We start from the raw sequence: 23,320 nt of genomic DNA on the forward strand, positions 1-23,320 counted from the left end.
AGCCCTTACAGGAAGAGTTCATTCTTCGCTGCGCGATCCTTCAGCAACTGCGGCACGGCAAAGTCGTCACCGTACTGCTGGTGCAGATACTCGGCACGCTCAACAAACGCCTGCAGGCCGATGGCATTAATAGCCTGGAATACGCCGCCCGTCTGAGCCGGGAAACCGATACCCATAATGGAACCGATATTGCCGTCACCCACATTCTCGATCACGCCTTCTTCCATCGCACGAACTGCCTCAAGACACTGGGAGTAGACCAGACGATCCTTGATATCCTCGTAGGGGATTTCCTTATAACCGTTCGGAGCAAAAGCATCTTTCAGGCCGGGCCACATGTGCTTCTGACCATTTTCCGGATACTCGTAGTAACCGGCGCCATGCACTTTGCCCTTGCGGCCAAACTCGTTGACCATACGATCGAGAACTCGTGAGGCTGCATTATCTTCCCACTTCTGGCCCTGGGCTTCGGCATCGGCCTTGGCTTGCTGACCATTTTTATAGGCCGTTTCCTGGCTGATTTCGTCGATGGCACCGAGCGGGCCAATGGGCGAGCCATTGTCGCGGGCAGCCGATTCGATCAGCACGGGGTTGATTCCCTCTTCCAGCATGATCGCGCCTTGAGAGACGGTCTTGCCGATAACGCGGGTGGTGAAGAAGCCGGGCGCATCGTTCACCACAATCGGGGTTTTACCCAACTGCTGGGCCAGATCAAAGGCGCGCGCCAGGGTTTCGTCCGAGGTGTTGGCACCGCGAATGATTTCCACCAGTGGCATTTTTTCAGCGGGCGAGAAAAAGTGCATACCGATAAAGTTGGCCTGACGTGAAGAGGCTTCAGCCAGCTCAGTGATGGGCAGTGCCGAAGTGTTAGAGGCAAAAACACCGTCTGCCTTAAGAACCGCTTCGGTGTCTTTGGTCACCGCAGCCTTGATTTTGCGATCTTCGAACACGGCTTCAATCACCAGATCACAGTCAGCCATATCCGCGTAATCTTCGGTGGCCTTGATGCGCGCCAAATACTCGCTTTTGGCTTCTTCGGTCAGGCGCTTTTTCTCAATGCGCTTGTTGTAGAAGTTCTCGGCATAGGCCTTGCCCTTTTCGGCATTGGCCAGCGAAATATCCTTCAAAACAACCTCGATACCTTTCTGAGCTGCAACGGTCGCAATACCCGCACCCATTTGGCCAGCGCCGAGAATGCCCAGCTTCTTAACACTGGTTTTGTCGATGCCGTCCGGGCGGCTCGCACCTTTGTTCAGCGCTTCCATCTGCACAAAGAAGGCGGTCATCATGTTGCGCGAAATCTGGTTCAGCAACAGGTGCATGAAGTAGCGGCCTTCGATCTTCTGGGCTGTATCGAAATCAACCCGCGCACAATCCACCACGCAAGCAAAAATTGCATTCTGCGCCGGCATCAGGTTTTTGGTTTGCACCATCACATTGGATGGGCCAAAGAAGGTCAGACCCTGATTAGCTTCGTCAGCGGGGTAACCACCGGGGATTTTGTAACCTTCGGTATCCCAAGGCTGTTTTGCTTCCGGGTTAGCCTTGATCCAGGCTTTGGCTTTCGCGGCCAGCTCTTCTTCAGACTCGGCCAGCTCATGAATCAAACCCTTGGCCTGCGCTTTCTCTGCGGCCAGACGCTTGCCCTGACTGATCAAACCAATCGCTTCCTGCATACCCAACAGATAGGTCATGCGAACCACACCACCAGCGCCGGGCATCAGGCCAATCATGGCTTCGGGCAAACCCACCTGCACGCCGTTCATCGCAACGCGATAGTGACAAGCCAACGAAATTTCAAAACCACCACCGAGGCAGGCGCCGTTGATGCCCACCGCAACCGGTACACCTAGGGTTTCCAGTTCACGCAGCGGTGCCTTGGTCTGCATGACGCCGTTGTACATCTCGGCTTTCTTTTCATCGCTGGGTTTGAGGTCCATCTCCAGCAACTCTTTTATATCGCCGCCGGCGAAAAACTGGCCGGGTTTGCCACTGCGAATATAGATGCCTTTGCACTCGCCCTTTTCCACCATGTCTTTCAGCTCGGTGACGGCGGCACGCATGGCCTCGTCGTACTCAGCGCCCATCGTGTTTACGGTTTTACCGGGCTGGTCAAAAATCAGGTCGACAATGCCGTCACTGTCTTTTTCTAAACGGATATATCCCATTGTTCTGCTCTCTCAAATTCTGTTGCTTTCCCCCTCACCCCGGCCCTCGCCCTCAGGTAGAGGGGGCGCCAGATTCGGCTACTCGGTTCCCTCTCCCATTGGGAGAGGGACAGGGTGAGGGGCTTCGAATTACACGCGCTCAATAACTGTCGCGATGCCAATACCGCCACCCGCACACAGGGTGCAGACACCGCGCTTGAGATCGCGGCGCTCCAGCTCATCCAGCAGGGTGCCAAGGATCATGGAACCGGTCGCGCCAATGGGGTGACCCATCGCGATTGCGCCGCCGTTCACATTAATCTTCTCGTCGGGAATACCCAGTAATTTCTGGTAGCGCAGTACCACCGAGGCAAACGCCTCGTTCAGTTCGAACAGATCGATATCATCTACCGTGAGACCGGCTTTTTTCAGGGCTTTTTCAGTCGCGGGCGCAGGGCCAGCCAGCATGATGGTCGGCTCAGTACCTACCAATGCGCAGGAGACAATCCGTGCACGCGGCTTCAGTCCCTGATCCTTGCCGGCTTTCTCGTTACCGATCAGCACCAGACCCGCACCATCGACGATGCCGGAGGAGTTACCCGGGGTGTGTACACAGTTGATGTTTTCCAGCTGCGGGTATTTCAGCTTGGCAACGCCGCCGTGACCGAAATCGTTAAACATCTGGAATGAGGGCTTAAGCTTGGCCAGCCCCTCCATCGTAGTATCGGGGCGGATAAATTCGTCGTGATCGAGAATGGTTACTCCATTCAGATCTTTCACCGGCACCAGCGATTTGAAGTAACCATTGTCGCGAGCGTGAGCGGCGCGCTGCTGTGAACGCACGGCGTAGGCATCCACGTCTTCGCGGGTGAAGCCGTCGAGTGTCGCCAGCATGTCAGCGCCCAGACCTTGTGAAATAAAGTAGCTTTTCATGGCAACCCAGGGGTCACCGGTGGCGCCACCAGAGGCACCAATACCGAGGCGCGACATGGATTCCACACCACCGGCGGCAACCAGATCTTCAAAGCCGGACGCAACCTTGGCCGCTGCCATGTTGACCGCATCCAGACCGCCCGCGCAGAAACGGTGAAGCTGGGCGCCTGTGGTCACATCATCCCAGCTGGAATACACCAGAGCTGCCTTGGCCAGATCCTGACCCTGCTCACCCACCGGCTCGCCGGTCGCCAGAATGAAATCCTCAACCTGAGTGGTATCCAGATCCAGACGGGTTTTCAGGGTTTCCAGCAGATTGGTAACCAGATCAATCGGCTTCACTTCATAGAGTGAACCCGCGCCTTTCTTGCCCTTACCCCGCGGCGTACGAATCGCTTCGTAGATAAATGCTTCGGTAGCCATAGTGATTCCTGTGTACGTTAGACAGCAGCGGGCTTAAGGCCCGCGTATTAAACGTGCACAATCTAACTCTGCGCGCTGGAAACACAATAACAATTGCGGTCAATCAGACTGACAAAGACTCTTTAAATCCTTTAAAAACAGAGGGTTATATCAATCAGCGGCTCGCTGCTCTCGCTGCCGGAATTCCCCCGGCGTGGAGCCCGTCCACTTCTTGAAACAGCGATGAAACGCGCTGGGGTCAGTAAAGCCCATCAACGCAGCAATGGCGTTGATAGAGAGTTCAGAATTGCTGAGGTAGTTGATTGCCGCGTCGCGGCGGCATTCATCTTTCAAAATCTGAAAGCTGGTGCCTTCTTTTTTCAGGCGACGACGCAGGGTGGGTGCCGACATATGGAGAGCCTGCGTAATGCGATCGAAACTGGGCGAGCCCTGACTGAAATCATGGCCGATCAGCGCACGCACCCGAGCCACCAGGCCATTGTCCTTGCGCCCGTTGGAAAGCACCATCAACGGATAGGGCGCGGTCTTGAGGAACTTTTTCAGGGATTCCTCTGATTGCACCAACGGGTAGTCGAGGAAACGACGGTGAAACAGAATTTCATCCCGATGCTGTCCGAACAGCACCGTGCAGCCAAACAGGCGCTCATACTTGCCACGCCGTTCCTTATTTTCAGGCGCCAGGCGCGCAAAATGCACTTCGCTCAACTCAATGGGCGTACCGACCAGCCAACAATAGAAACGGTGCCAAATCGAGAGTCCATAGATGTCCGCGGCTTCCACCTCTGTCTCGGCTAACGAGCGATCGCGGGCACCGGAATAGCCTACCGAGGCCATCTCGCCTTCCAGATTAAAAACGATCTGCGCCTCACTGCTGAAAAAGGTTCGGTAGAACTCGCAGGCGCGTTTTACTGCCTTACCGAGATTCTCACAGCTCAAAATGCAGTAGCACATCATCCGGAAAGCCCCGGGGGTTACACCACTCCCCTTCATCAGACCGAAGGTTTCATCCTGCAGCAGGCTCAGCACCTGCTGATACAGGCGGGTATACTGGATCGCAGAGATCTGTGGCTGGTAACCGGGCGATCGAGGCTCCATCGGATTAAAATCAATTCCCGCGACGTCGAGAATGGGGCGATAGTCGTATCCCCGCTCTTCAGCGAGGCTGAGCAGGGATTTCGCAAATTTCGTGGGAAGCGTGTCGGCGTCCATTCAGTGGTCTGGTCGTCAATTTCGCAAGGGAAAGAAGCCGGTATCTTAACATTGCCCCGCGTTCTCTGCTAAGTTGGGGAAAAGCTCAGGTGACTAAAATGAGTGATGCACGTTACGACATCATAATAACCGGCAAACTGCTCGACGGGACCAGCCAGAATCAGGCGTCATTGCGACTGGCCAAGCTGTTTAACACCAGTCCGAACCATGCCGCCCAGCTGGTTGACGGTAAAGCCCACCGGATCAAAAAGGCCGTGTCGGAAGACGTAGCCCGAAAGTTCAAGGGCGCACTGACCAAAGCCGGTCTGCAGACCGTCGCTAAACGCGTGGATGTGGATGCGCCTGCGGCAAGCGCCAGCACTCCGCCGCCCGATCAAGCCAGCAACGCGATTTCACTCGCCCCCGAAGGAACACCGGTTTTAACCGAGGGTGAACGTGAAAACGTAGTCGCCCCGGCGCTGGATCTATCCTCTTATAGTCTGGCTGAAATGGAACCCTGGGAGGGCGAAGAACGGCCAGCAATGCCGGAGCTCGATCCGCCGGATTTTGGGCTCGCCGAAGCCGGCGCCGTGATCGACACCCTGCCGGATACTCGCGAAAAACTGAACCCAGACACCAGCGCTCTGTCGCTGGATGAGCCCGGCGCACGTCTAGGCGCCAAACCAAAACCCGCTCCACCGGCACCCGATACCGATCACATCAAGCTGGAAAAACGGAATCCCTTCTTATAGGCGAGCTTATTATTGAACGGGCATGCGCAGGCTGACGCGCAGACCGGGGAAATTGTCGGCCAGCTGCACACTGCCGCCATGCAGCTTCACCACCGCATTCACCAGACTCAGCCCCAGACCATTGCCGGGCTGTTGGCTGCGACTGGCTTCCACCCGGTAGAAACGCTGCAAGACCTTTTCGCGCTCCGCCGGCGACACACCGGGCCCGGAGTCTGAGACTTCAATAACGATCTGGTTCTGCTGCGCCCACAACCGCACCATGACCCTGCCACCGTCTGGAGTGTACTTGATGGCGTTGTCGACCAGATTGGCGATCGCTTGAAACAGCAGGTTTTTGTCTCCGCGGGTTGCGGGCACAGTCGCCAGATCGGTCTCGACCTGCTGCTCTTTTTCGAGTGCCAGCGGTTCGTAGAGCTCAATCACATCCAGCAGAATGGTTTTGATATCGATCTCAGTGAAGCCAGAGCGCGGATTGCCCGACTCCACCTGCGCAATCCTCAGCAGGGCACTGAACGTTGCGAGCAAACCGTCGGCTTCATCAATCAGGGCCTGAACCTTTTCCGGCTCGTTAGACGACTGCTGGAGGTCTGAGAGTTTATTGCGCAACCGCGTCAGCGGTGTGCGCAAATCATGGGCGATATTGTCGGATACCTGACGCATACCGAGCATTAATTGCTCAATCTTGTCGAGCATCTTATTCAGGTTGACCGCCATCCGCCGAAAATCACCGTGACTGTCGTGCAACTCCACGCGTTCTGTCAGATCGCCCGACATAATGCGGTTAAGGCTCTGGTTCATGTCATCGATACGCCGCACCAGACGGCCGGCAACAATCGCACCACCAATAATCCCGAGAATGATGGTCGCGACCAATGATCGGGTAAGCGCACCACTGACCAGCTTCGCGCTGTTAATAACGTCAGCATAATGTCGCGCCACCATCACGGTTTCGCCGGTAGGCAGCGTGCGTGAGCGCGCCACAAACTCGGTACCGACTTCGTCCCATTCTCCTGATAAGAGTTTCAGATCAAAACCCAACCAACCGTCGCGGTACTGTTTCGGATCAGGCCAACGATCAAGGTTACCCGCGATAGGTTCATAATTTTCGTCGACAACCAGAAAGAAAAAGCGGATCAGGCGATCCGGCCCGGCGTGGACATCCACAAACTTTTCAACGGCGCTGGCACCACCTTCCTGATAGGTTTCGGTGAGTGCATCCAGTTCCTGCTGAATCGTGTTGTGTACCTGAGTGAAATAGTCACGGGAAATCAGCGTGTAGATCGCCGCGAGAACGAGAAAGACCGTAATACTTAGCCCGGCCACATAGCCGGACATAAAGCGGAAGGTGAAACTGCTGAATATTTTACTGAGGATCATCCAGCATGTATCCGGCGCCGCGTACGGTAGTCAGCAATTGCTTTTCGAAGCCTTTATCAATCTTCTGGCGCAGACGACTGATATGCACATCAATGACGTTAGTCTGCGGATCAAAGTGATAGTCCCAGACATTTTCCAGCAACATAGTGCGGGTCACAACCTGACCGGCATGACGCATCAGGTATTCAAGCAGCTTGTATTCACGCGGCTGGAGATTAAATACCTCACCGGCTCGCGTCACTTTATGAGCCAATAGGTCCATCTCCAGATCGCCCACCTTGAGCCGTGTCTGGGTCGCCGTGGATTCCTGACGTCGCAGCACCGCCTCAATGCGCGCCAGCAGCTCGGCAAAGGCAAAGGGTTTGACCAGATAGTCGTCGCCGCCCGCCTTGAGACCTTTCACCCGGTCGTCCACATCACCGAGTGCGCTGAGAATAAGCACCGGCGTGGTGTTATTTGAGGCGCGAAGCGTCTGAATAATGGTGAGACCATCCACATGGGGCAGCATGCGATCGACGATAGCTACGTCGTAGTTTTCTGTGGTCGCTTTTACCAGGCCGACTTTACCGTCGGCGGCATGGTCTACATTAAATCCACTTTCCTTGAGGCCTTTGACAATGTAGTCCGCCACCGTGGCGTCATCTTCAATTACCAGAACACGCATGCGCAGATCCTGTTGGGTCTTATTGGAATAGCCACCATCACGAGGGCGAAAACTCACAGTGACGGCGCGATTTGAAGCGAGATTAGCACTAAACCGCAGTCGGTGTCAGCGCTCGCCCACCGCCATTACACGATCGTAAGCCTGACGGTGGATCATGCTACAATGCGCGCCGCAAATTCAGACACGAGATCAGCCCTTCGCCATGACCAATGCCACTACCGAACAGCCTCTGGTGCCTGCCGGTGTTCTGCCCCGACTGATGGCCATGCTTTACGATGCCATGCTGCTGTTCGCCCTGCTCTGCATGGCGACCCTGCTGGCGGTAATGGTGATGGGCAAACTGGACCCGAACATTCCGGAAGCCAGCAGCAAGGTCATGCACGAAGCTGACCCGCTATTGGCCGGACTGGGTTTCCAGCTTTATCTGGTGGCCGTGGTTATTGGCTTCTACTGCCTGTTCTGGCGTAAGAATGGTCAGACACTGGGAATGCAGGCATGGCGTATTCAGGTGCAGACCCAACACGGTGACAAGCCCGGCTGGCTGCGCTGTATCGCTCGCTGTCTGGCGGCGGTGATTTCCATTGCTCCGGGTTTTCTCGGCTATTTCTGGATCTGGATCGACAGGGAAAACTGCAGTTGGCACGACCGACTGACGGGTACACGCGTAATGCGCCTGCCCAAAAAAGCGAAAAAGGGCTAGACCCGGCGCATCATCATGGCCGCCCCAAACAGTAGGCACAGACCGATGGGAATGAGGGTGGCCACCAAGGGCTCGAAGCCAAACACCAGACTGGCGGGGCCAAGCATGTCCTGCATGGTGCGAAAGACAATTCCCACCATCACCCCGGTGAACACGCGAAAGCCCATCGTCACCTGACGCAAGGGCCCAAACACAAACGAAATCGCCACCAGCACCAAGGCCAGTATGGCCAGCGGCTGCAGGATTTTCTGCCAAAAGGCGAGCTCGTATTCCGCCGCGCTTACCCCCTGCTCCTGCAGGTAATTTGCGTAGCGCCAAATACCGCTGATGGACAGATCACTCGGTTCCAGCACCAGTATATTCAGCAATTCAGGTGTCAATTCGGTATCCCAGGCGCGCTGGGAATACAGCTCTTTGGTAGCGCCCTCTGACGAGAAATAGGACACCGAACCTTCTTCCAGCAGCCATTTGCCGGCACTGAAACTGGCGCGTTCGGCGTAGAGCACCTGCTGTAGTTCCCGTCCCTCGCCAAACTGATATACCACCACGCCGTGGAGAATACCGCCCGCCTCTACGGCGTTAAAGTGCATATAGCTGTCGCCCTCGCGGTGCCACATACCATATTCGGAATGCACCTTACCCTCTTCCTGCAGCGCAATGGCGCGACCGCTTTCCGCGATCTGCTGAAAGCGGGGTGCCACAAACTCGGCAATACACAAACCCAACAGAGTCAGCATCAGCGCCGGCTTGATCACCGACCAGACCAAGCGCCGGGTGCTGATACCCGCCGCGCGCATAACGACCAGTTCGCTCGTCCCCGCCAGCGAACCCAAGCCCGCCAGACAGCCAACCAGTGCCGCAAAGGGTAGATATTCGTAGAGACTGGAAGGCGTGGTCAGCAAGACATACTTGGCGACGCGAAGGAAGGTGTAGTCTTCACTGACATCTTCGAGTTCATCGATTAAAGCCGTGAGCAAATCAATACCGACAATGACCAGCAGCACCAGCAGAATGGCAGCTGTGACCGTTCGTCCAACATAGGCATCCAGCTTGATCATGTGGCTGCCCTCGCTCGCCAGCGTCGCAACCAGTCAGGGCCCAGCAGCAACAGCAAGCCAAACAACAGAAAGCCGACGTGAATACCCCAAAGTCCGGGCAATACCGGCAGATCACCCTTAGCCAAACCTTCACGCCCGGCATTCAAGGCAATCAGATACAGCATGTAAAGCATAAAGGCCGGAAACATTTTTGAATAACGGCCGCTGCGATGATCGGTTTTACTCAAGGCCACCGCCAGCAGCGCCACCACCGGCACCAGCAGCGCCAGCGACAGGCGCCACTGCAAAGCGGCGCGATCTTCAAGTCGATCCGAAGCCCACAATTCGCCAGTACTTTTACCATCAGCAGCCTTTCGCCCCCGGCTCTGGGTTTTATCCTGCAGCCATTGCCCGTAGCGCTCGAAGCGCGCCACCTGATAGTCCAGCTCGCCCGGTTCGCCCACGTAGCGAACGCCGTTATCCAGAACCAGATAGCGCTGGCCGCTGCGCTCATCGAGTTCAAAAAAGCCCTGGTCCGCACCGATAACCGCAATCAGGTCCCGCCCCTTGTCGGTTTCCATAGGCTGGGCAATAAACACCCCTGACATACCATCGTTGTCGCGATTGAGCTTTTCTATATAGGTGACCCGGCCACTGCGCTCGTCGAGTCGAAACCGCGCTTCAACCGCTGCGCGCAAGCCCTCTGAGGCTTTACTCTCGACAATCAAGGCTTCATAGGCGCGAATCCCGGCGGGGGTAATCACGGTACTGAGCAGGCCGACACCGACGGTGACCAGCAGGATGGGCGCCGCTGCCAACTTCAGCAGCTGTAGCCGGCTGATACCACAGGCATTCATCACCGCCACTTCCGAATCGACGTACAGCCGGCCGTAACTGAGCAAAATGCCAATAAACATGCCCAGCGGCAGTATCACCTCAAGAAAGTTTGGCAGACGATAGAGCATGATCAAAAACAGAAAATCTGGCGCCAGTTCACCGGCGGCCACATCGGCCAGATATTTGATCAGACGACCGCTCATAATGATCACCAACAGAATGAAGGTGACGGCAAACATCGACTTGAGCAATTCACTGGCAATGTAGCGGTAAAGAATCAAGACAGCTTAACCCTGTGAAACTTTCCTGATGATGGGGCACGCAGTACACTGTGTGCCCAGTAAAACGCATCATTATCCTTACTTTGCACCCACTTCGCGAGGCCAAACATGCAAATCAGCCTGAAAGCCCCTTCGACCCTTAGTCGCCAGAAGAGCGCCTGCCTTGTTCTGCCGCTTACAGCAGATGATCTCAAGGCCCTGCCCGGCGATGCGGCGCTGAACAGTGCGATCGAACGGGTTACTCAACGCGGTGACTTTGCAGCCAAGCTAGCCCAGACCCTGATGTTGCCTTGGTGCGACGGTGTCAGCGCGGAGCGGATATTGCTGGTGGGCCTGGGCGAAGCCGATAGCGTCGATGCGAAAAGCTATGACAAGACGGCAAGCGCGCTGTTCAACGCCCTCAAGGCGCACAAACTCAGCGACGCTGCGGTAGTAATCAACAGCCGCGTATTAGGCAGCGAAGCTCAAATCAGCGCGCTGGCGCGACTGGCTGAAACCAGTGCTTACCAATACACAACCTCTCTAAGCAAGAAAGCCGACCCCGGCTTGAAAAAACTGAACCTGCTGACCGCCAACAATGCCTCTGCCAAAAAAGCACTGGCCCAAGGTCAGGCTGTCGGCAAGGGCATCAACGTCGCTCGCCAGCTGGGCAACCTGCCCGGCAACTACTGCACACCGAGCTTTCTGGCAAAAGAAGCCAAAGCGTTGGGCCGGAAAAGCGACAAGCTGAAAGTCAGCGTGCTGGAAGAAAAGAAAATGCGCGAGCTGGGCATGGGCTCGCTACTGTCGGTTACTGCTGGTTCCGAAGAGCCCGCCAAGCTGATTGTGATGGAATATCAGGGTGGCAAAAAATCCGACAAGCCCCAGGTACTGGTCGGCAAGGGCATTACCTTTGACAGCGGCGGCATCAGCATCAAACCGGGCGCCAAAATGGATGAAATGAAGTTCGACATGTGCGGCGCTGCCAGCGTGATGGGCGCCATGACTGCCGTCACCGAGCTGGGCCTGCCGATAAATGTGGTCGGCATCATCGCCGCCGCCGAAAATCTACCCAGCGGGCGCGCCACTAAACCCGGTGACGTTGTGACCAGCATGTCAGGCCAGACCATTGAAGTGCTTAACACCGACGCCGAGGGCCGTCTTGTGCTGTGTGACGCCCTGACCTATTCCGAGCGTTTCAAACCCGCAGCGGTGATCGATATCGCCACGCTCACTGGCGCCTGCGTTGTGGCGCTGGGCAAACACGCCAGCGGCCTCTACAGCAACGACGATGCCTTTGCGGAAAAACTGCTGGATGCGGGCGAGCGCAGCGGCGATCGTGCCTGGCATATGCCACTGTGGGACGAATACCAGGGCCAGCTGGATTCCAATTTTGCCGATATCGCCAATATCGGCGGCCCGGAAGCGGGCAGCGTCACTGCCGCCTGCTTCCTGTCGCGCTTCACCAAGAATATGACCTGGGCCCACCTCGACATTGCCGGCACTGCCTGGCTGTCCGCCCCGAAAGGCGCCACAGGTCGCCCGGTTGGCCTGTTGATGCAATACCTGCTCGATTGCGCGAGCTGATATGACGCAGGTCGATTTCTACATTCTCCAGTCGGCCCAGCCGCAAGATGCCCTGCTCTACGGCTGCCGGCTGGCGGAAAAGGCCCACAAACGCGGCATGTCGATCTACCTGCACTGCGCCGACGAGGCGCAGGGACGGATGGTCGATGACCTTCTCTGGAGTTTTTCGCCCCAGAGTTTTGTGCCTCACGCCCTGAAATCCGCAGGCACTGACGACAGCATGGTGATTGCCTGGGACAAGGAAGCGCCTCAGGGCGGCGACCTGTTTATCAATTTCGCCCCCGAAATCCCGGACTTTTTCAGCCGTTTTGCAAGGCTCGGAGAGATTGTCTGTCAGGCCAATGACTGGCTCGCACCCAGTCGTGACCGCTACCGCTTTTACAAAGATCGCGGCTACCCGCTCAATACCCACAAGATCGCCTGATTACACAGGCATCGCCGGTGGCCTCACCAGGCAATTCCAGTATAATTGACCGCCTTTTACGCACGGTTGCCGCCGTTCCCCTCACGTTGTAACGATTGGATTTATGGACAAGACATTTCAACCAGGCAAGATCGAGGCCCACTGGGGCAAAGCATGGGAAGACAAGGGTTACTTTCGCCCCTCTGGTGAGGGCGATTCCTACTGCATCATGATCCCGCCGCCGAATGTCACCGGCAGCCTGCATATGGGTCACGCCTTTCAGGATTCCATCATGGATGCCCTCACCCGCTACCAGCGGATGAAGGGCCGCAACACCCTGTGGCAGGTGGGCACCGACCACGCCGGCATCGCCACCCAAATGGTGGTGGAACGCAAACTGGCCCACGAGGAAAACAAGACCCGCCACGATCTGGGCCGCGAGAAATTTCTGGAAAAGGTCTGGGACTGGAAGGCCGAATCCGGTGGAACCATCACCCGTCAGCTGCGCCGCCTCGGCGCCTCGGTAGACTGGGACAACGAACGCTTCACCATGGACGACGGCTTTTACAAAGCCGTACAGGAAGTATTTGTTCGCCTCTACGACGACAAACTGATCTATCGCGGCAAGCGACTGGTCAACTGGGATCCGAAACTGCACACCGCCATTTCCGATCTGGAAGTGGAAAACACCGAAGAACAGGGCCATCTGTGGAACTTCCGCTATCCGCTGGCTGACGGCGCCAAAACCGCCGACGGCAAAGACTATCTGGTGGTCGCCACCACGCGCCCGGAAACCATGCTGGGTGATACCGCCGTTGCGGTAAACCCGAAAGACGAACGCTATGCGGACCTGATCGGCAAGTTCGTCATTCTGCCACTGGTCAACCGCCGCATCCCGGTAATTGCCGACGATTACGTAGATCGCGAATTCGGCAGCGGCTGCGTAAAAATCACCCCGGCCCACGACTTTAACGACTACGCGGTTGGTCAGCGCCACAAGCTGCCGATGATCAATATCATGACCATCGACGCGGCGATTCGCGACACTGCCGAAGTGTTTAACAGCGATGGCAGCGAAAACACCGAGCTCGAAGCCAGCCTGCCTGCTGCCTATGCCGGGCTTGATCGCTATGAAGCGCGCAAGCAGATCGTTGCCGATTTTGAAAGTGCCGGTCTGCTGGAGAAGATCGACGACCACGCCTTGAAAGTACCCCGCGGTGATCGCTCCGGCCTCGTTATCGAACCCCTGCTGACCGATCAATGGTTTGTCGACGCCAAAACCCTGGCCAAGCCCGCCATTGAAGCCGTTGAAGATGGCCGTATTGAGTTCGTACCCAAGCAGTACGAAAACATGTATTTCTCCTGGATGCGAGACATTCAGGACTGGTGTATTTCCCGCCAGCTGTGGTGGGGCCACCGCATTCCCGCCTGGTACGACAATGAGGGCAATGTCTACGTGGCCCGCAATGAAGCGGAAGCGCGCAGCAAATATAAGCTGTCAGACGACGTGGCACTGAATCAGGATGAAGACGTACTCGACACCTGGTTCAGCTCTGCCCTGTGGACCTTCGGCACCCTCGGCTGGCCTGAGCAGACCGAACGCCTAAAAACCTTCCACCCCACCGATGTGCTGGTGACCGGCTTCGACATTATTTTCTTCTGGGTGGCGCGCATGGCGATGATGACCATGCACTTTATGAAAGACGAAGACGGCACACCTCATGTGCCCTTCAAAACCGTTTACGTGACCGGCCTGATCCGGGACGAAAGCGGCCAGAAAATGTCGAAGTCCAAGGGCAATGTGCTCGACCCGCTGGATATGATCGACGGCATCGAACTGGACGATCTGGTTGAAAAGCGCACCGGCAATATGATGCAGCCCCAGCTCGCCGAGAAAATCGGTAAGCGCACCCGCAAGGCCTTCCCGGAAGGCATCAGCGCCCACGGCACCGACGCCCTCCGTTTTACCCTGTACTCGCTGGCCTCGACCGGTCGCGATATCAATTGGGACATGAAGCGTCTGGAAGGCTACCGCAACTTCTGCAACAAACTGTGGAATGCGGCGCGCTATGTGCTGATGAACACCGAAGGCGAGGATTGCGGACTCAATGACGAAGTCACCCTGAGCCTCGCCGATCGCTGGATTATCTCCCAGCTGCAGGAAACCGAAGCCGCCGTTGAAAAAGCGCTGGCTCAGTACCGCTTTGATCTGGCATCCCAGGCAATTTACGAGTTTGTCTGGAATGAATACTGTGACTGGTATCTTGAGCTGTCCAAGCCTGTGCTCTGGGACGACAACGCCAGCCTCGACGCTAAACGCGGCACCCGCCGCACTTTGATCAAAGTGTTGGAAGCGGTGCTGCGACTGGCCCACCCCTTTATGCCCTTTATCACTGAGGAAATCTGGCAAAAGGTAGCGCCAATAGCGGGTGTTGAAGGCGACAGCATTATGCAGCAGCCCTACCCCGAAGCCGATCAGAGCAAACTCAACCCGGAAGCTAACGCCGACGTTGAGTGGCTGAAAGACGTGATTGTTGCCATCCGCACCATTCGCGGTGAAATGAATATTCCACCCGGCAAGCAAATTCCCGTGCTGTTCAACAACGGCTCCGCAGACGACTTGCGACGCATCGACGAGAATCGCCAGTTCCTGACCACACTGGCCAAACTCGAAAGCATTACTGTGCTGAGCAGCGAGGCCGACAAGCCCATGTCAGCAACCCAACTGATTGGCGAGATGGAACTGCTGGTACCGATGGCCGACCTGATCGACAAGGATGCCGAACTAGCACGTCTGGAAAAGGAAATCGGCAAGCTGGAAAAAGAAGTGCAGCGTCTGGCCGGTAAACTGGGCAATGAGGGTTTTGTTGCCAAGGCACCTGCAGAGGTCGTAAACAAAGAGAAGGAAAAGCTCGCGGCACAGGAACAATCACTGCAAAAAATGCGTGAGCAGAAAGACCGCATCGCCGCTCTGTGAGGTGCAAAAGGCCGCCGGCTCCCGGCGGCCGCCAAGTTTACACTATTAAAAAAACTGTAAGCATCTGTTTCAGAAAGATTTTTCAGGTAGTAGACAGCCACAGGCACTGGTTATAGTATGGACAAGTAACTGAAGCATTAGTCTGTGATCCAGTGCCAACATATAAAAATAACGACGCCTTATATCGGCTTTCTGAAGTAGGCAGTACCTTCTGCCTCCAAACTCCCGCTGCTTTTCAATCTGCACTATGCGGCCACGGTCGCGTTGCGTTTGTGCGGTTGCGGGAATGCTATCTGGAGAAGTCCCATGAGTGACCGTATGACCGGTACCGTCAAATGGTTTAACAATGCCAAGGGTTTTGGCTTTATCACCCAGGAAGGCGGCGATGATGTCTTCGTGCATTTTCGCTCCATCCGAGGCGATGGCTACAAAACGCTGGATGAAGGCCAGACGGTCGAGTTCAATCTGGTTGAAGGCCCAAAGGGGTTTCAGGCGGAAGACGTCCTCAAAGTGTAAGGCGTATTCACCCACGCCTCACATCGCGTTAAGGTAATCGGCTTTCAGGCTGCCTACCGAGGGACGGATGACACGAACTGCATTGGTAACCGGCGCCAGCGCCGGGCTGGGCCTTGCGTTGACCGACGCTTTGCTGCAACGCGATTTCCGAGTAATCGCCACTTCCCGCGAACCTTCACGCATTCCACTGCACCACCCCAACCTGCATAAAGTCGCGTTGGACCTCGACGACCCGGACAGCTTCCCCGCAGAAGCCGAGCGCTGGCAGGTGCTAGCCGGCCCTGTTTCACTACTGTTCAACAACGCCGGCTACGGCCAGATGGGTCCTGCCATCGAACTGGACTGGAAGGTACTCCAGCAGCAATTGCATACCAACACTGTCGCGCCACTGGCACTCGCCCAGGCGCTCCTACCGCAACTGATTGAAACCGGTGGCACCATCGTCAATATCGGCAGTGTGTCCGCCCACCTGACCACGCCCTTTGCCGGTGGCTACTGCGCCTCGAAAAGTGCACTGCACAGTCTGAACGACGCCATCCGCAGAGAACTGGCGCCCTTTGGCGTCAAGGTTCAGTGCGTGATGGCCGGTGGTATCCGCAGTGATTTTGGAAAGACCGCCCGTGAGCAGCTGGACAGAACCTTTTCGGAGCAATCCCGCTATCGCAAAATTCTCAGCCATATTCAGGAGCGGGCGGAGCTGTCCCAGAAAAATGGCAGCCCTGCCGAGGAGGTGGCCGATCAGATTGTGAACGCCGCTATCCAGCGCCCCCAACAACCCTATATCAAGGTCGCATCGGGCGCCCGCCAGCTTTATAACCTGAGTCGCCTGCCGCATCGGGTGCTGGATCGCATCCTCAGCAAACGCTTCGGTCTCACGAAACTCTAATCGGATTAGAGCCTCTCTCGTTGACGTGGTAAACTTTTGCGCCGCGCGCCGCCTACATTCCTGCGGTCGCGCGCTAACACCCTGATTTAACGTGTATTTATAGAGAGACCCATGGTATTTATTACAAAACTTCTGGCCGCCCTTGCTCTTGGCGGTATTGCCACAGCCATCTCCTTGCTGGGCAGTGACACCCCGGCCTTTGATGCGACCCTGCTCAACACCTTCGGCGGTTTTTTTCTGGTGAGTCTGGTCTCGTTCCTGGTCAGCCCCTGGCTGCCGGTAATGATGGAAAAGATGACCCCGCAGCGCGAAACCGGCAAAGTAAAATGGTTTAACGCGAACAAGGGCTTTGGCTTTATCACCCGCGATAATGGTGATGATGTATTCGTGCACTTCCGCTCGATTCGCGGCAAGGGCCGTCGCAGCCTGCAGGAAGGTCAGCAGGTGGAATTCGTGCTGACCCAAGGCGAAAAAGGCGCGCAAGCCGAGGACGTGCGGGCCGTCTGATCAGTAGTGCGGAGGGCGTTCATTACTAGCCGGTCGCATCTGTTCCACGTCATCCGCCATATCGCGGATGACCTGCTGCAGGTGCTGACACTGCCGCTCCAACTGCTCTATCTGCCGACCCTGCGCCACCACTACCGCATTCAGGCTGTTCAAAAGATCCTCCTGATAGGCGTAACGGGTCTGCAGATCCTGCAGCAACTCCTCCATTTCCAGTGTCTTCAACAATCATTCCTCCACAGTGGCGGGCATTATACTGACCCGCGGGAGTCAGGAATATGAGCCGCGTATATTCAACCGACCAAGGCCGCATTTGCCCGGGCTGTGACCAGGCCATCGATCAATGCCGCTGCAGCTCTGATCGGGCAGCGCCGGCCGGCGACGGCATTGTCCGCATCCAGCGGGAAACCAAGGGCCGCAAGGGCAAGGGCGTGACGCTGGTCACCGGTATTCCGCTGGCGGAGAAAGAACTTAAGGTGCTCGCCAAAACCCTGCGCCAAAAGCTCAGCACCGGCGGCAGCGTGAAGGATCATGTCCTGGAATTCCAGGGGGATCAGCGCGTCGCACTCAAACCCCTGCTGGAGAAAGAAGGTTTTACCGTGAAGCTCGCGGGCGGTTAACTGTTCGCCCGTTTGCCTGAGTTGTCTGCCACCAGCTTAATAGGTTCAGCCCCTGCTGGCAGGGTCATCTGCCCTTTTAGGGCGACCACGCGATAAGCCGCTCTCGCCAGCCACTCCACACCTTTCAGGAGCAGCGTCAGCATGCGGATGACCGATTCCAGTGCCAGCAAGGACAGCGGCTTGGTTGAACGCAACCAGTGTGCCAGCAAGCAGAGCTGACTGGCCAACAGCAGCGGCATCAGATACAGCAATCCGGACAACCAGCGAGCGCTGCCTTCACTCCACCCGGCAGCCACCTGTACGGTAAACAGGTCAGCCGCGACCAGCTCCATGCTCGACATACTTGTGGCGACCAGCAAGGCCAGCCCGAGCGCGACGAGACTTCGCCGCCAACGGGCCGGCAGCTCGGCGACACCGGGAAATACATCGGAACAGCGAAGCGCGCAAATCACCAGCGATCCCAGCAACAATAGGCCGATCAGGTACAACGCAGACCATGCGCCCGGCCATTGACTGCCCGCAGCGCTCAGGGATTCACGAAAATGTCCGAGCAGAAACACAGTCACCCAGGCAGACACCGCCAGCAATGCCGTCGCCACCAGCCCATTGCCCACACCCCGCACCAAACGACGGCGGCGAGACTCACGCTCTGACTGTTCGGCATAGGCGCCGGCTTTTGCTAGATGCTGGCTAGAATTACGGATATCACACCAATACGCCTCTATCGCTTCCAGTCGCGCATTGAGTTTTCGCCAGTAAGCTGCGCTGGCAAGCAAAGCTCGAGCCCGCACTGCGGCAGCCCAGCGGAACTCCCGCAAGGCTTCCTCATGCTGAGTATTGGCCGCGGATAACATGGCTTCCAGTATTTTGGATGTGGCGGGCTGGCTATTCCCTGCGGGTAATTTACCAATCGCGTCAGCTGCCACCACCCATTCCGGCGCATCGGGTCGTTCCAGCTTGGCGTTTTCAAGCTCCTGCGCGGCTTGGGCAATAAGCCCATCACTATCGGTGCAGAGATTTTCGGTGCGCTGCCAGCGGGTTGTCAGCAAACGATTAAAGTCTATTACGGCCATCTGATAACGCATGGCGGCAAGATAAGTCGCAAACGAGGCAAACGCATCATCGGTTCGAATGTGCAGGCGCGCCAAATGTAATTCCAGCCGATTGCACCAGCGATGCAGCTGTTCGGCAGCACCGGAGAGGCGCTGTGCACACCAGCGCCGAAGACTTTCCTGGCGCCATACCCCAACGGTCAGGAGGACACCGGCGAACAGGCTCAGCAGCCACCAAGGCAAAACCACTCCCGTTTCTGTCATGCCTTTCCCCTCTCCTGAATCGCCATAGAACACCGCAAGCCAATTATCAGCTATCGCCCTAGAATAGCGACTTATGATTAAAAAACAATAACTTAGCGATTAAGGCGAAAATCTCACAAGATCAATACGTAGAATCACTTAGCTAGACTTTCGCTATTTACCCTAAATAAAGTGATCTAATCCACTAAAAATACGAAACTTTTTGACTTTGGTTAAAAATTGGGCTATCTGTACACTCAAGAGAGCGGAGAAGTTACGTTCTCCGGTTGCAGTAAACGTGCGATTGCTGAAGTCAATAATTACAAGAGCGCCCTCCAATTGCGAGAGTGGCCTCGCACAAAAGGCTTCTGGCGCGGAGAGTCCGAGCAATGATGAACGCATTCGAGCTTAGAGATCAGATCATCGGCCCCACCCTGCGTTATCTCGGGGTTGAATCCAGCGTCGCTGAGGAATTGCTGCTGGGAACTGCCGCTTTGGAGTCCGAACTCAACCCCTTGCACAAAGACGATGCCGGCCTCGGCATCTATCAGATTACACCTGAACAACATCGGCAAATCTGGGACACCTACCTCGCCTTTAAACCTGACCTCGCAAGCAAGGTTCGCGGACTGGCGAGCCAACACCGCTTTCTCGAAGACCCCGACAGTGAATTGAGCTGGAATTTAAGCTATGCCACGGCCATTGCCTGGCTGATATACCAGCGTGAGGAAATCGTGCTGCCGCAACTCTGCGATGCCGCACAACTGGGTCAACTGTGGTTCAAATGCTTCGCCAAGGACCAAAGCCAACGCCAACGTGAACGCCAGTTCAGCGGCTGGCTGAATCAATATCGGGCGGAACTGGCCGTCGCCTGATCGTTCACGTTAGAGCGATTTTTCAGCCCACTGACGGAGCTGCCCTGCCAACGTTTTCAAATCTTCCGGCCGATCGATATCCGTCTGTGCAGGCATACAATCAAAAGACCACTGTAGCGCTTCAAGCCGCTCAAGCGTTTCAGCCGCAACCGTGTCGCCACCCCATGGCATATTGCAAAACAACTCCGGCGCGTGCTGCTTGAGCGCCAACGCCACATACCCCCCGTCCAATGCCGGCACCATGACAGCCTGATGGTGACTTAGCGCATGACGCAAGCGTTCGATTTCCCTCGCATTCATCGACGGACAATCAGCCCCAACCAATATGACGTTCCGATACCGCTGCAAGGCCTGTCTAACCGCATGACTCATGCGCGCCCCCAGATTCGCGCCGTTTTGCAGCTGAATCGGCAAGTGGTATTTCTTTCCCAACTGATCCAGAAACGCATGTTGCTCGGTCACATGCAGCTCAACCTGAAAAGCGCCACGATCCAGTGCCGCCAGCTGGCTACAGCATAGGTCCAGCAAATCGCAGTGCAGAGCCAGACTTTCTTGTTCCGTCAGATGCGGCTGCATCCGGGTCTTCACCCGCCCCAACTGCGGGGCCTTGGCGAACAGGCAGACCGCTACCTTGTCACTGAGCGTCAACAGATTCTCCGCTATAACGTTTGTGCAATATCTCGGGGGATACGCCGAGCACGTACTGCAGCCGCAGGCTCCACATCAGCAAGATGGTTTTCAGCACACCGTGCTTTTGCCAGCGGCGACTCGAGGTTATTACCGGCTGCGCCCAAATCATCGGCCGGACCTGACGGCGCAGTCGCTTGCTGATTTCCACATCTTCCATCAATGGAATATCTGCAAAGCCTTTCATACGCTCAAAGTCGGCACGACGAATAAACTGCGCCTGATCACCGGTCGCAACCCGCGTCAGGCGACTACGCAGGTTCATAGCGCCCGCAACAATGTTCAACAGACCGCCAGACGGCTGCAGACACACCCGGAAAAATCCCCACGTAGGCTTTTTTGCTTTTAATGTCGCTAAAAACTGATCCAGATTATCGGGCAATACCGTATCCGCGTGCAGAAAAAGCAGATAGTCACCCATTGCCACCGCTGCGCCGGCATTCATCTGCCGGGCCCTGCCCGCCACGGATTCGATCACTTTTGCTCCGGTTTTCATGGCCAGAGCAACACTGTTATCGCGACTCCCCCCGTCGACCACAATCCACTCAACATCACCGGCGCCTTTGCTCCACGGCCTCATCGACGCGAGCTGCTGCGCCTCATTTAAAACCGGCATAACAATGGACAAGGTAGGCGGCACAATGTCTCCCTGTGATTTACATACTGCAACGTGGAAATGACTTCAGATTGGCGCAGTATTGCGGCCCATGAGTGGTTTGCCAAGTCCGCGGTTGGCCCCGCAGGGCACACAAGCTAGAATAGCCGCCTTTGCCTGCCCCGGTGGCACAGCTGGATAGCGCGGTCCCCTCCTAAGGGACAGGTCTCAGGTTCGAATCCTGATCGGGGCACCACATTTTCAGACAGCCCGTCGCGGCGGTCGCAAGCCAGTGGAGACGTCAATTGGCTACTACGCAAGAACAGCAGGAAACGGGCTGGCAGATTTACCTCCGCCTGCTGAAATACCTGAAACCCCTGCTGCCGGCCTTCGCCATTAGTATCGTCGGTTTCATGATTTTCGCCGCCACCACACCGGGTCAGGCTAAATTGCTGGAATTGCTGGTCGACGCGATTGAAAACAAGGATCACAACGCGCGCTACTGGATTCCACCGGCCATTGCCGGCCTGTATCTGATTCGCGGCGTCGGTACCTTTCTCGGCAGTTACTTTATGGCGATGGTGGGTACGCGCATTGTCACCACCCTGCGCACTGAAATTTTCAGCCACTTGATGCGACTGCCGGTCAATTACTACGACGAACAGAACAGCGGCCAGATTATTGCCCGTACGGTATTCAATACCGGCATGGTCACCGGCGCGGCGACCGACGCCATTCGCACCCTGATTCGCGAAGGTTTTACGGTCATCGGCCTGCTCGCTTACGCCTTTTACCTGAATTGGAAAATGTCGCTGATTTTTTTTGCGGTGGCGCCCTTTATCGGCCTTATCGTAGTTAATGTTGGCAAGCGATTGCGCAAGCTTTCTACCAAGGTTCAGGACTCCGTCGCCGAAATCACCCAGGTCTGCTCGGAAGCCATTGTCGGCAACCGCATGGTGAAGACCTTTCTCGGTGAGGAGCGTGAAACCGAGCGCTTCGTAAATGTGAACGAGAAAAACTACAAGCAACAGATGAAAATGGTCAAAATCCAGGCGCTCAATACGCCGGTGATGCAGCTGATCATTGTCGCTGCGATGGGCGTGATCGTGTTTCTGATTCTCGCTCCGGAATTCCTGTCAGAGATGACCACCGGTCAGTATGTCGCCTATATCACCACCATTGGCCTGATACCCAAACCGGTGCGCCAGCTTTCCGGTGTGAATGCCATGATCCAGAAAGGCATTGCCGCCGCCATCAATATCTTCGCCATGCTGGATCTACCGACTGAGCGAAACACCGGGACCAAGCGCGTTGAAAGCCTGCGCGGCGAAATCGAGGTAAGTGGCCTGAGCTTTGGCTACAACCCGGAAACGCCCGCCTTGCGCGACATCAATTTCTCTGCCAAACCAGGTCAGGTCACCGCCTTGGTCGGCCGTTCCGGCAGCGGAAAATCAACGTTGGCGTCACTGATTGCCCGCTTCTATGACTATGAAGTCGGGGAGATACGAGTGGATGGCGTCGATATTCGCGACTACGACCTCTACGACTATCGCTCCCAGCTAGGTATCGTCACCCAGAACGTGGTGCTGTTTAATGACACCATCGCCAACAATATCGCCTATGGCTGCAATGCCGCTTTCGGTGACATGGAAGCCATCCGCCGCGCCGCCGATGCCGCCCACGCCACCGGCTTTATCGAAAGCCTCCCGGAAGGTTTTGAAACGATGGTCGGCGAAAGCGGCGTGAAGCTGTCCGGCGGCCAACGCCAACGCATCGCCATTGCACGCACCCTGCTGAAAAACACACCACTGCTGGTACTCGACGAAGCCACCTCGGCGCTCGATAACGAGTCCGAACGCGCTATTCAGACGGCCCTGACCGAGTTTATGAAGAATCGCACCACACTGGTCATTGCTCACCGGCTGTCGACCATCGTCAACGCGGATCAGATTCTGGTTATGGACGGTGGTGAAATTGTCGAGCGCGGCACCCACGCCGAGCTGCTCGAACAGAAAGGTTACTACTCAACCCTCTATGAACAGGGGTTTGAAGAATAA

At 56.2% G+C, this 23,320-nt stretch carries 22 protein-coding genes and 1 tRNA gene; 12 read left to right on the plus strand and 11 right to left on the minus strand.

The features are described 5' to 3' along the window. Positions 1-5 precede the first annotated feature (5 nt). The 3 genes from FHR99_RS05590 to FHR99_RS05600 form a co-directional block, all read right to left on the minus strand. The gene (locus FHR99_RS05590; RefSeq protein WP_183409531.1) at positions 6-2,168 is read right to left on the minus strand and encodes a 3-hydroxyacyl-CoA dehydrogenase NAD-binding domain-containing protein; all 2,163 of its coding nucleotides are present in this window, start codon (positions 2,166-2,168) and stop codon (positions 6-8) included. A gap of 129 nt (positions 2,169-2,297) precedes the next feature. Beyond that, positions 2,298-3,503 (minus strand): acetyl-CoA C-acetyltransferase, encoded by a 1,206-nt coding sequence (locus FHR99_RS05595; protein WP_183409532.1) that lies wholly within the window; start codon positions 3,501-3,503, stop codon positions 2,298-2,300. 150 nt (positions 3,504-3,653) lie between these two features. Then, positions 3,654-4,712, minus strand: coding sequence for an AraC family transcriptional regulator (locus tag FHR99_RS05600; RefSeq protein WP_183409533.1), 1,059 nt, complete (start codon positions 4,710-4,712; stop codon positions 3,654-3,656). A gap of 98 nt (positions 4,713-4,810) precedes the next feature. On the opposite strand from FHR99_RS05600, the gene FHR99_RS05605 reads away from it, so the two are divergent. Beyond that, entirely contained in the window at positions 4,811-5,443 is a 633-nt protein-coding gene (locus tag FHR99_RS05605) for a hypothetical protein (protein WP_183409534.1), read from the plus strand. A 9-nt stretch (positions 5,444-5,452) separates the two neighbouring features. Here the strand turns inward: FHR99_RS05605 and FHR99_RS05610 are convergent, their stop codons facing one another. Beyond that, positions 5,453-6,820: a sensor histidine kinase gene (locus FHR99_RS05610; protein WP_183409535.1), complete on the minus strand. Its 1,368-nt coding sequence runs from the start codon at positions 6,818-6,820 to the stop codon at positions 5,453-5,455. After that, positions 6,807-7,484, minus strand: a complete 678-nt coding sequence (locus tag FHR99_RS05615; protein ID WP_183409536.1) for a response regulator transcription factor — start codon at positions 7,482-7,484, stop codon at positions 6,807-6,809. The genes FHR99_RS05610 and FHR99_RS05615 overlap by 14 nt, the downstream gene beginning before the upstream one ends. A 154-nt stretch (positions 7,485-7,638) precedes the next feature. On the opposite strand from FHR99_RS05615, the gene FHR99_RS05620 reads away from it, so the two are divergent. Further along, a complete protein-coding gene (locus FHR99_RS05620) occupies positions 7,639-8,184 on the plus strand; it encodes an RDD family protein (protein WP_183409537.1) in 546 nt (181 codons plus the stop codon). On the opposite strand, the gene lptG is transcribed toward FHR99_RS05620, so the two are convergent. Together lptG and lptF are read right to left on the minus strand one after the other, a co-directional pair. Further along, a complete protein-coding gene (gene lptG / locus FHR99_RS05625) occupies positions 8,181-9,242 on the minus strand; it encodes an LPS export ABC transporter permease LptG (RefSeq protein ID WP_183409538.1) in 1,062 nt (353 codons plus the stop codon). The genes FHR99_RS05620 and lptG overlap by 4 nt on opposite strands. After that, positions 9,239-10,339 carry an LPS export ABC transporter permease LptF gene (gene lptF, locus FHR99_RS05630; protein ID WP_183409539.1) on the minus strand — a complete coding sequence of 367 codons (1,101 nt, stop codon included), beginning with the start codon at positions 10,337-10,339 and terminating at the stop codon, positions 9,239-9,241. The genes lptG and lptF overlap by 4 nt, the downstream gene beginning before the upstream one ends. 108 nt (positions 10,340-10,447) lie before the next feature. Here lptF and FHR99_RS05635 point away from each other — a divergent pair, with 108 nt between their 5' ends. The 6 genes from FHR99_RS05635 to FHR99_RS16435 all read left to right on the plus strand — a co-directional run bounded on the left by FHR99_RS05635 (position 10,448) and on the right by FHR99_RS16435 (position 17,194). Continuing rightward, positions 10,448-11,905 carry a leucyl aminopeptidase gene (locus FHR99_RS05635; protein WP_183409540.1) on the plus strand — a complete coding sequence of 486 codons (1,458 nt, stop codon included), beginning with the start codon at positions 10,448-10,450 and terminating at the stop codon, positions 11,903-11,905. A 1-nt stretch (position 11,906) separates the two neighbouring features. Further along, positions 11,907-12,329: a DNA polymerase III subunit chi gene (locus FHR99_RS05640; protein WP_183409541.1), complete on the plus strand. Its 423-nt coding sequence runs from the start codon at positions 11,907-11,909 to the stop codon at positions 12,327-12,329. A gap of 103 nt (positions 12,330-12,432) precedes the next feature. Then, a complete protein-coding gene (locus FHR99_RS05645) occupies positions 12,433-15,285 on the plus strand; it encodes a valine--tRNA ligase (RefSeq protein ID WP_183409542.1) in 2,853 nt (950 codons plus the stop codon). A 306-nt stretch (positions 15,286-15,591) separates the two neighbouring features. Next, positions 15,592-15,801 (plus strand): cold-shock protein, encoded by a 210-nt coding sequence (locus FHR99_RS05650; RefSeq protein WP_281388577.1) that lies wholly within the window; start codon positions 15,592-15,594, stop codon positions 15,799-15,801. 67 nt (positions 15,802-15,868) lie between these two features. Continuing rightward, entirely contained in the window at positions 15,869-16,687 is an 819-nt protein-coding gene (locus tag FHR99_RS05655; protein ID WP_183409543.1) for an SDR family NAD(P)-dependent oxidoreductase, read from the plus strand. Between the two features lie 111 nt (positions 16,688-16,798). Continuing rightward, positions 16,799-17,194, plus strand: coding sequence for a cold-shock protein (locus FHR99_RS16435; protein WP_281388579.1), 396 nt, complete (start codon positions 16,799-16,801; stop codon positions 17,192-17,194). Here the strand turns inward: FHR99_RS16435 and FHR99_RS05665 are convergent, their stop codons facing one another. Next, positions 17,195-17,416, minus strand: a complete 222-nt coding sequence (locus FHR99_RS05665) for a SlyX family protein (protein ID WP_183409544.1) — start codon at positions 17,414-17,416, stop codon at positions 17,195-17,197. Positions 17,417-17,469: 53 nt separating this feature from the next. On the opposite strand from FHR99_RS05665, the gene FHR99_RS05670 reads away from it, so the two are divergent. Further along, entirely contained in the window at positions 17,470-17,811 is a 342-nt protein-coding gene (locus tag FHR99_RS05670; RefSeq protein ID WP_183409545.1) for an SUI1 family translation initiation factor, read from the plus strand. Here the strand turns inward: FHR99_RS05670 and FHR99_RS05675 are convergent. Then, complete coding sequence (locus tag FHR99_RS05675; RefSeq protein ID WP_183409546.1) at positions 17,808-19,127, minus strand: hypothetical protein; 1,320 nt, start codon at positions 19,125-19,127, stop codon at positions 17,808-17,810. The two genes, FHR99_RS05670 and FHR99_RS05675, sit on opposite strands and share 4 nt — an antisense overlap. A gap of 368 nt (positions 19,128-19,495) precedes the next feature. Between FHR99_RS05675 and FHR99_RS05680 the strand changes: the two genes are divergently transcribed. Further along, positions 19,496-19,981, plus strand: a complete 486-nt coding sequence (locus FHR99_RS05680; RefSeq protein WP_183409547.1) for a hypothetical protein — start codon at positions 19,496-19,498, stop codon at positions 19,979-19,981. Between the two features lie 9 nt (positions 19,982-19,990). Here FHR99_RS05680 and FHR99_RS05685 read toward each other — a convergent pair whose 3' ends face one another. After that, the gene (locus FHR99_RS05685; RefSeq protein ID WP_183409548.1) at positions 19,991-20,629 is read right to left on the minus strand and encodes a TIGR04282 family arsenosugar biosynthesis glycosyltransferase; all 639 of its coding nucleotides are present in this window, start codon (positions 20,627-20,629) and stop codon (positions 19,991-19,993) included. Then, positions 20,616-21,308 (minus strand): TIGR04283 family arsenosugar biosynthesis glycosyltransferase, encoded by a 693-nt coding sequence (locus FHR99_RS05690; protein ID WP_343067411.1) that lies wholly within the window; start codon positions 21,306-21,308, stop codon positions 20,616-20,618. The genes FHR99_RS05685 and FHR99_RS05690 overlap by 14 nt, the downstream gene beginning before the upstream one ends. A 134-nt stretch (positions 21,309-21,442) precedes the next feature. Here FHR99_RS05690 and FHR99_RS05695 point away from each other — a divergent pair. Both FHR99_RS05695 and msbA read left to right on the plus strand, forming a co-directional pair. Further along, a tRNA-Arg gene (locus tag FHR99_RS05695) sits at positions 21,443-21,519 on the plus strand. 49 nt (positions 21,520-21,568) lie between these two features. Then, positions 21,569-23,320: a lipid A export permease/ATP-binding protein MsbA gene (gene msbA, locus FHR99_RS05700; protein ID WP_183409549.1), complete on the plus strand. Its 1,752-nt coding sequence runs from the start codon at positions 21,569-21,571 to the stop codon at positions 23,318-23,320.

Source organism: Litorivivens lipolytica (assembly GCF_014191715.1).
GTDB classification, from domain to species: domain Bacteria; phylum Pseudomonadota; class Gammaproteobacteria; order Pseudomonadales; family Spongiibacteraceae; genus Litorivivens; species Litorivivens lipolytica.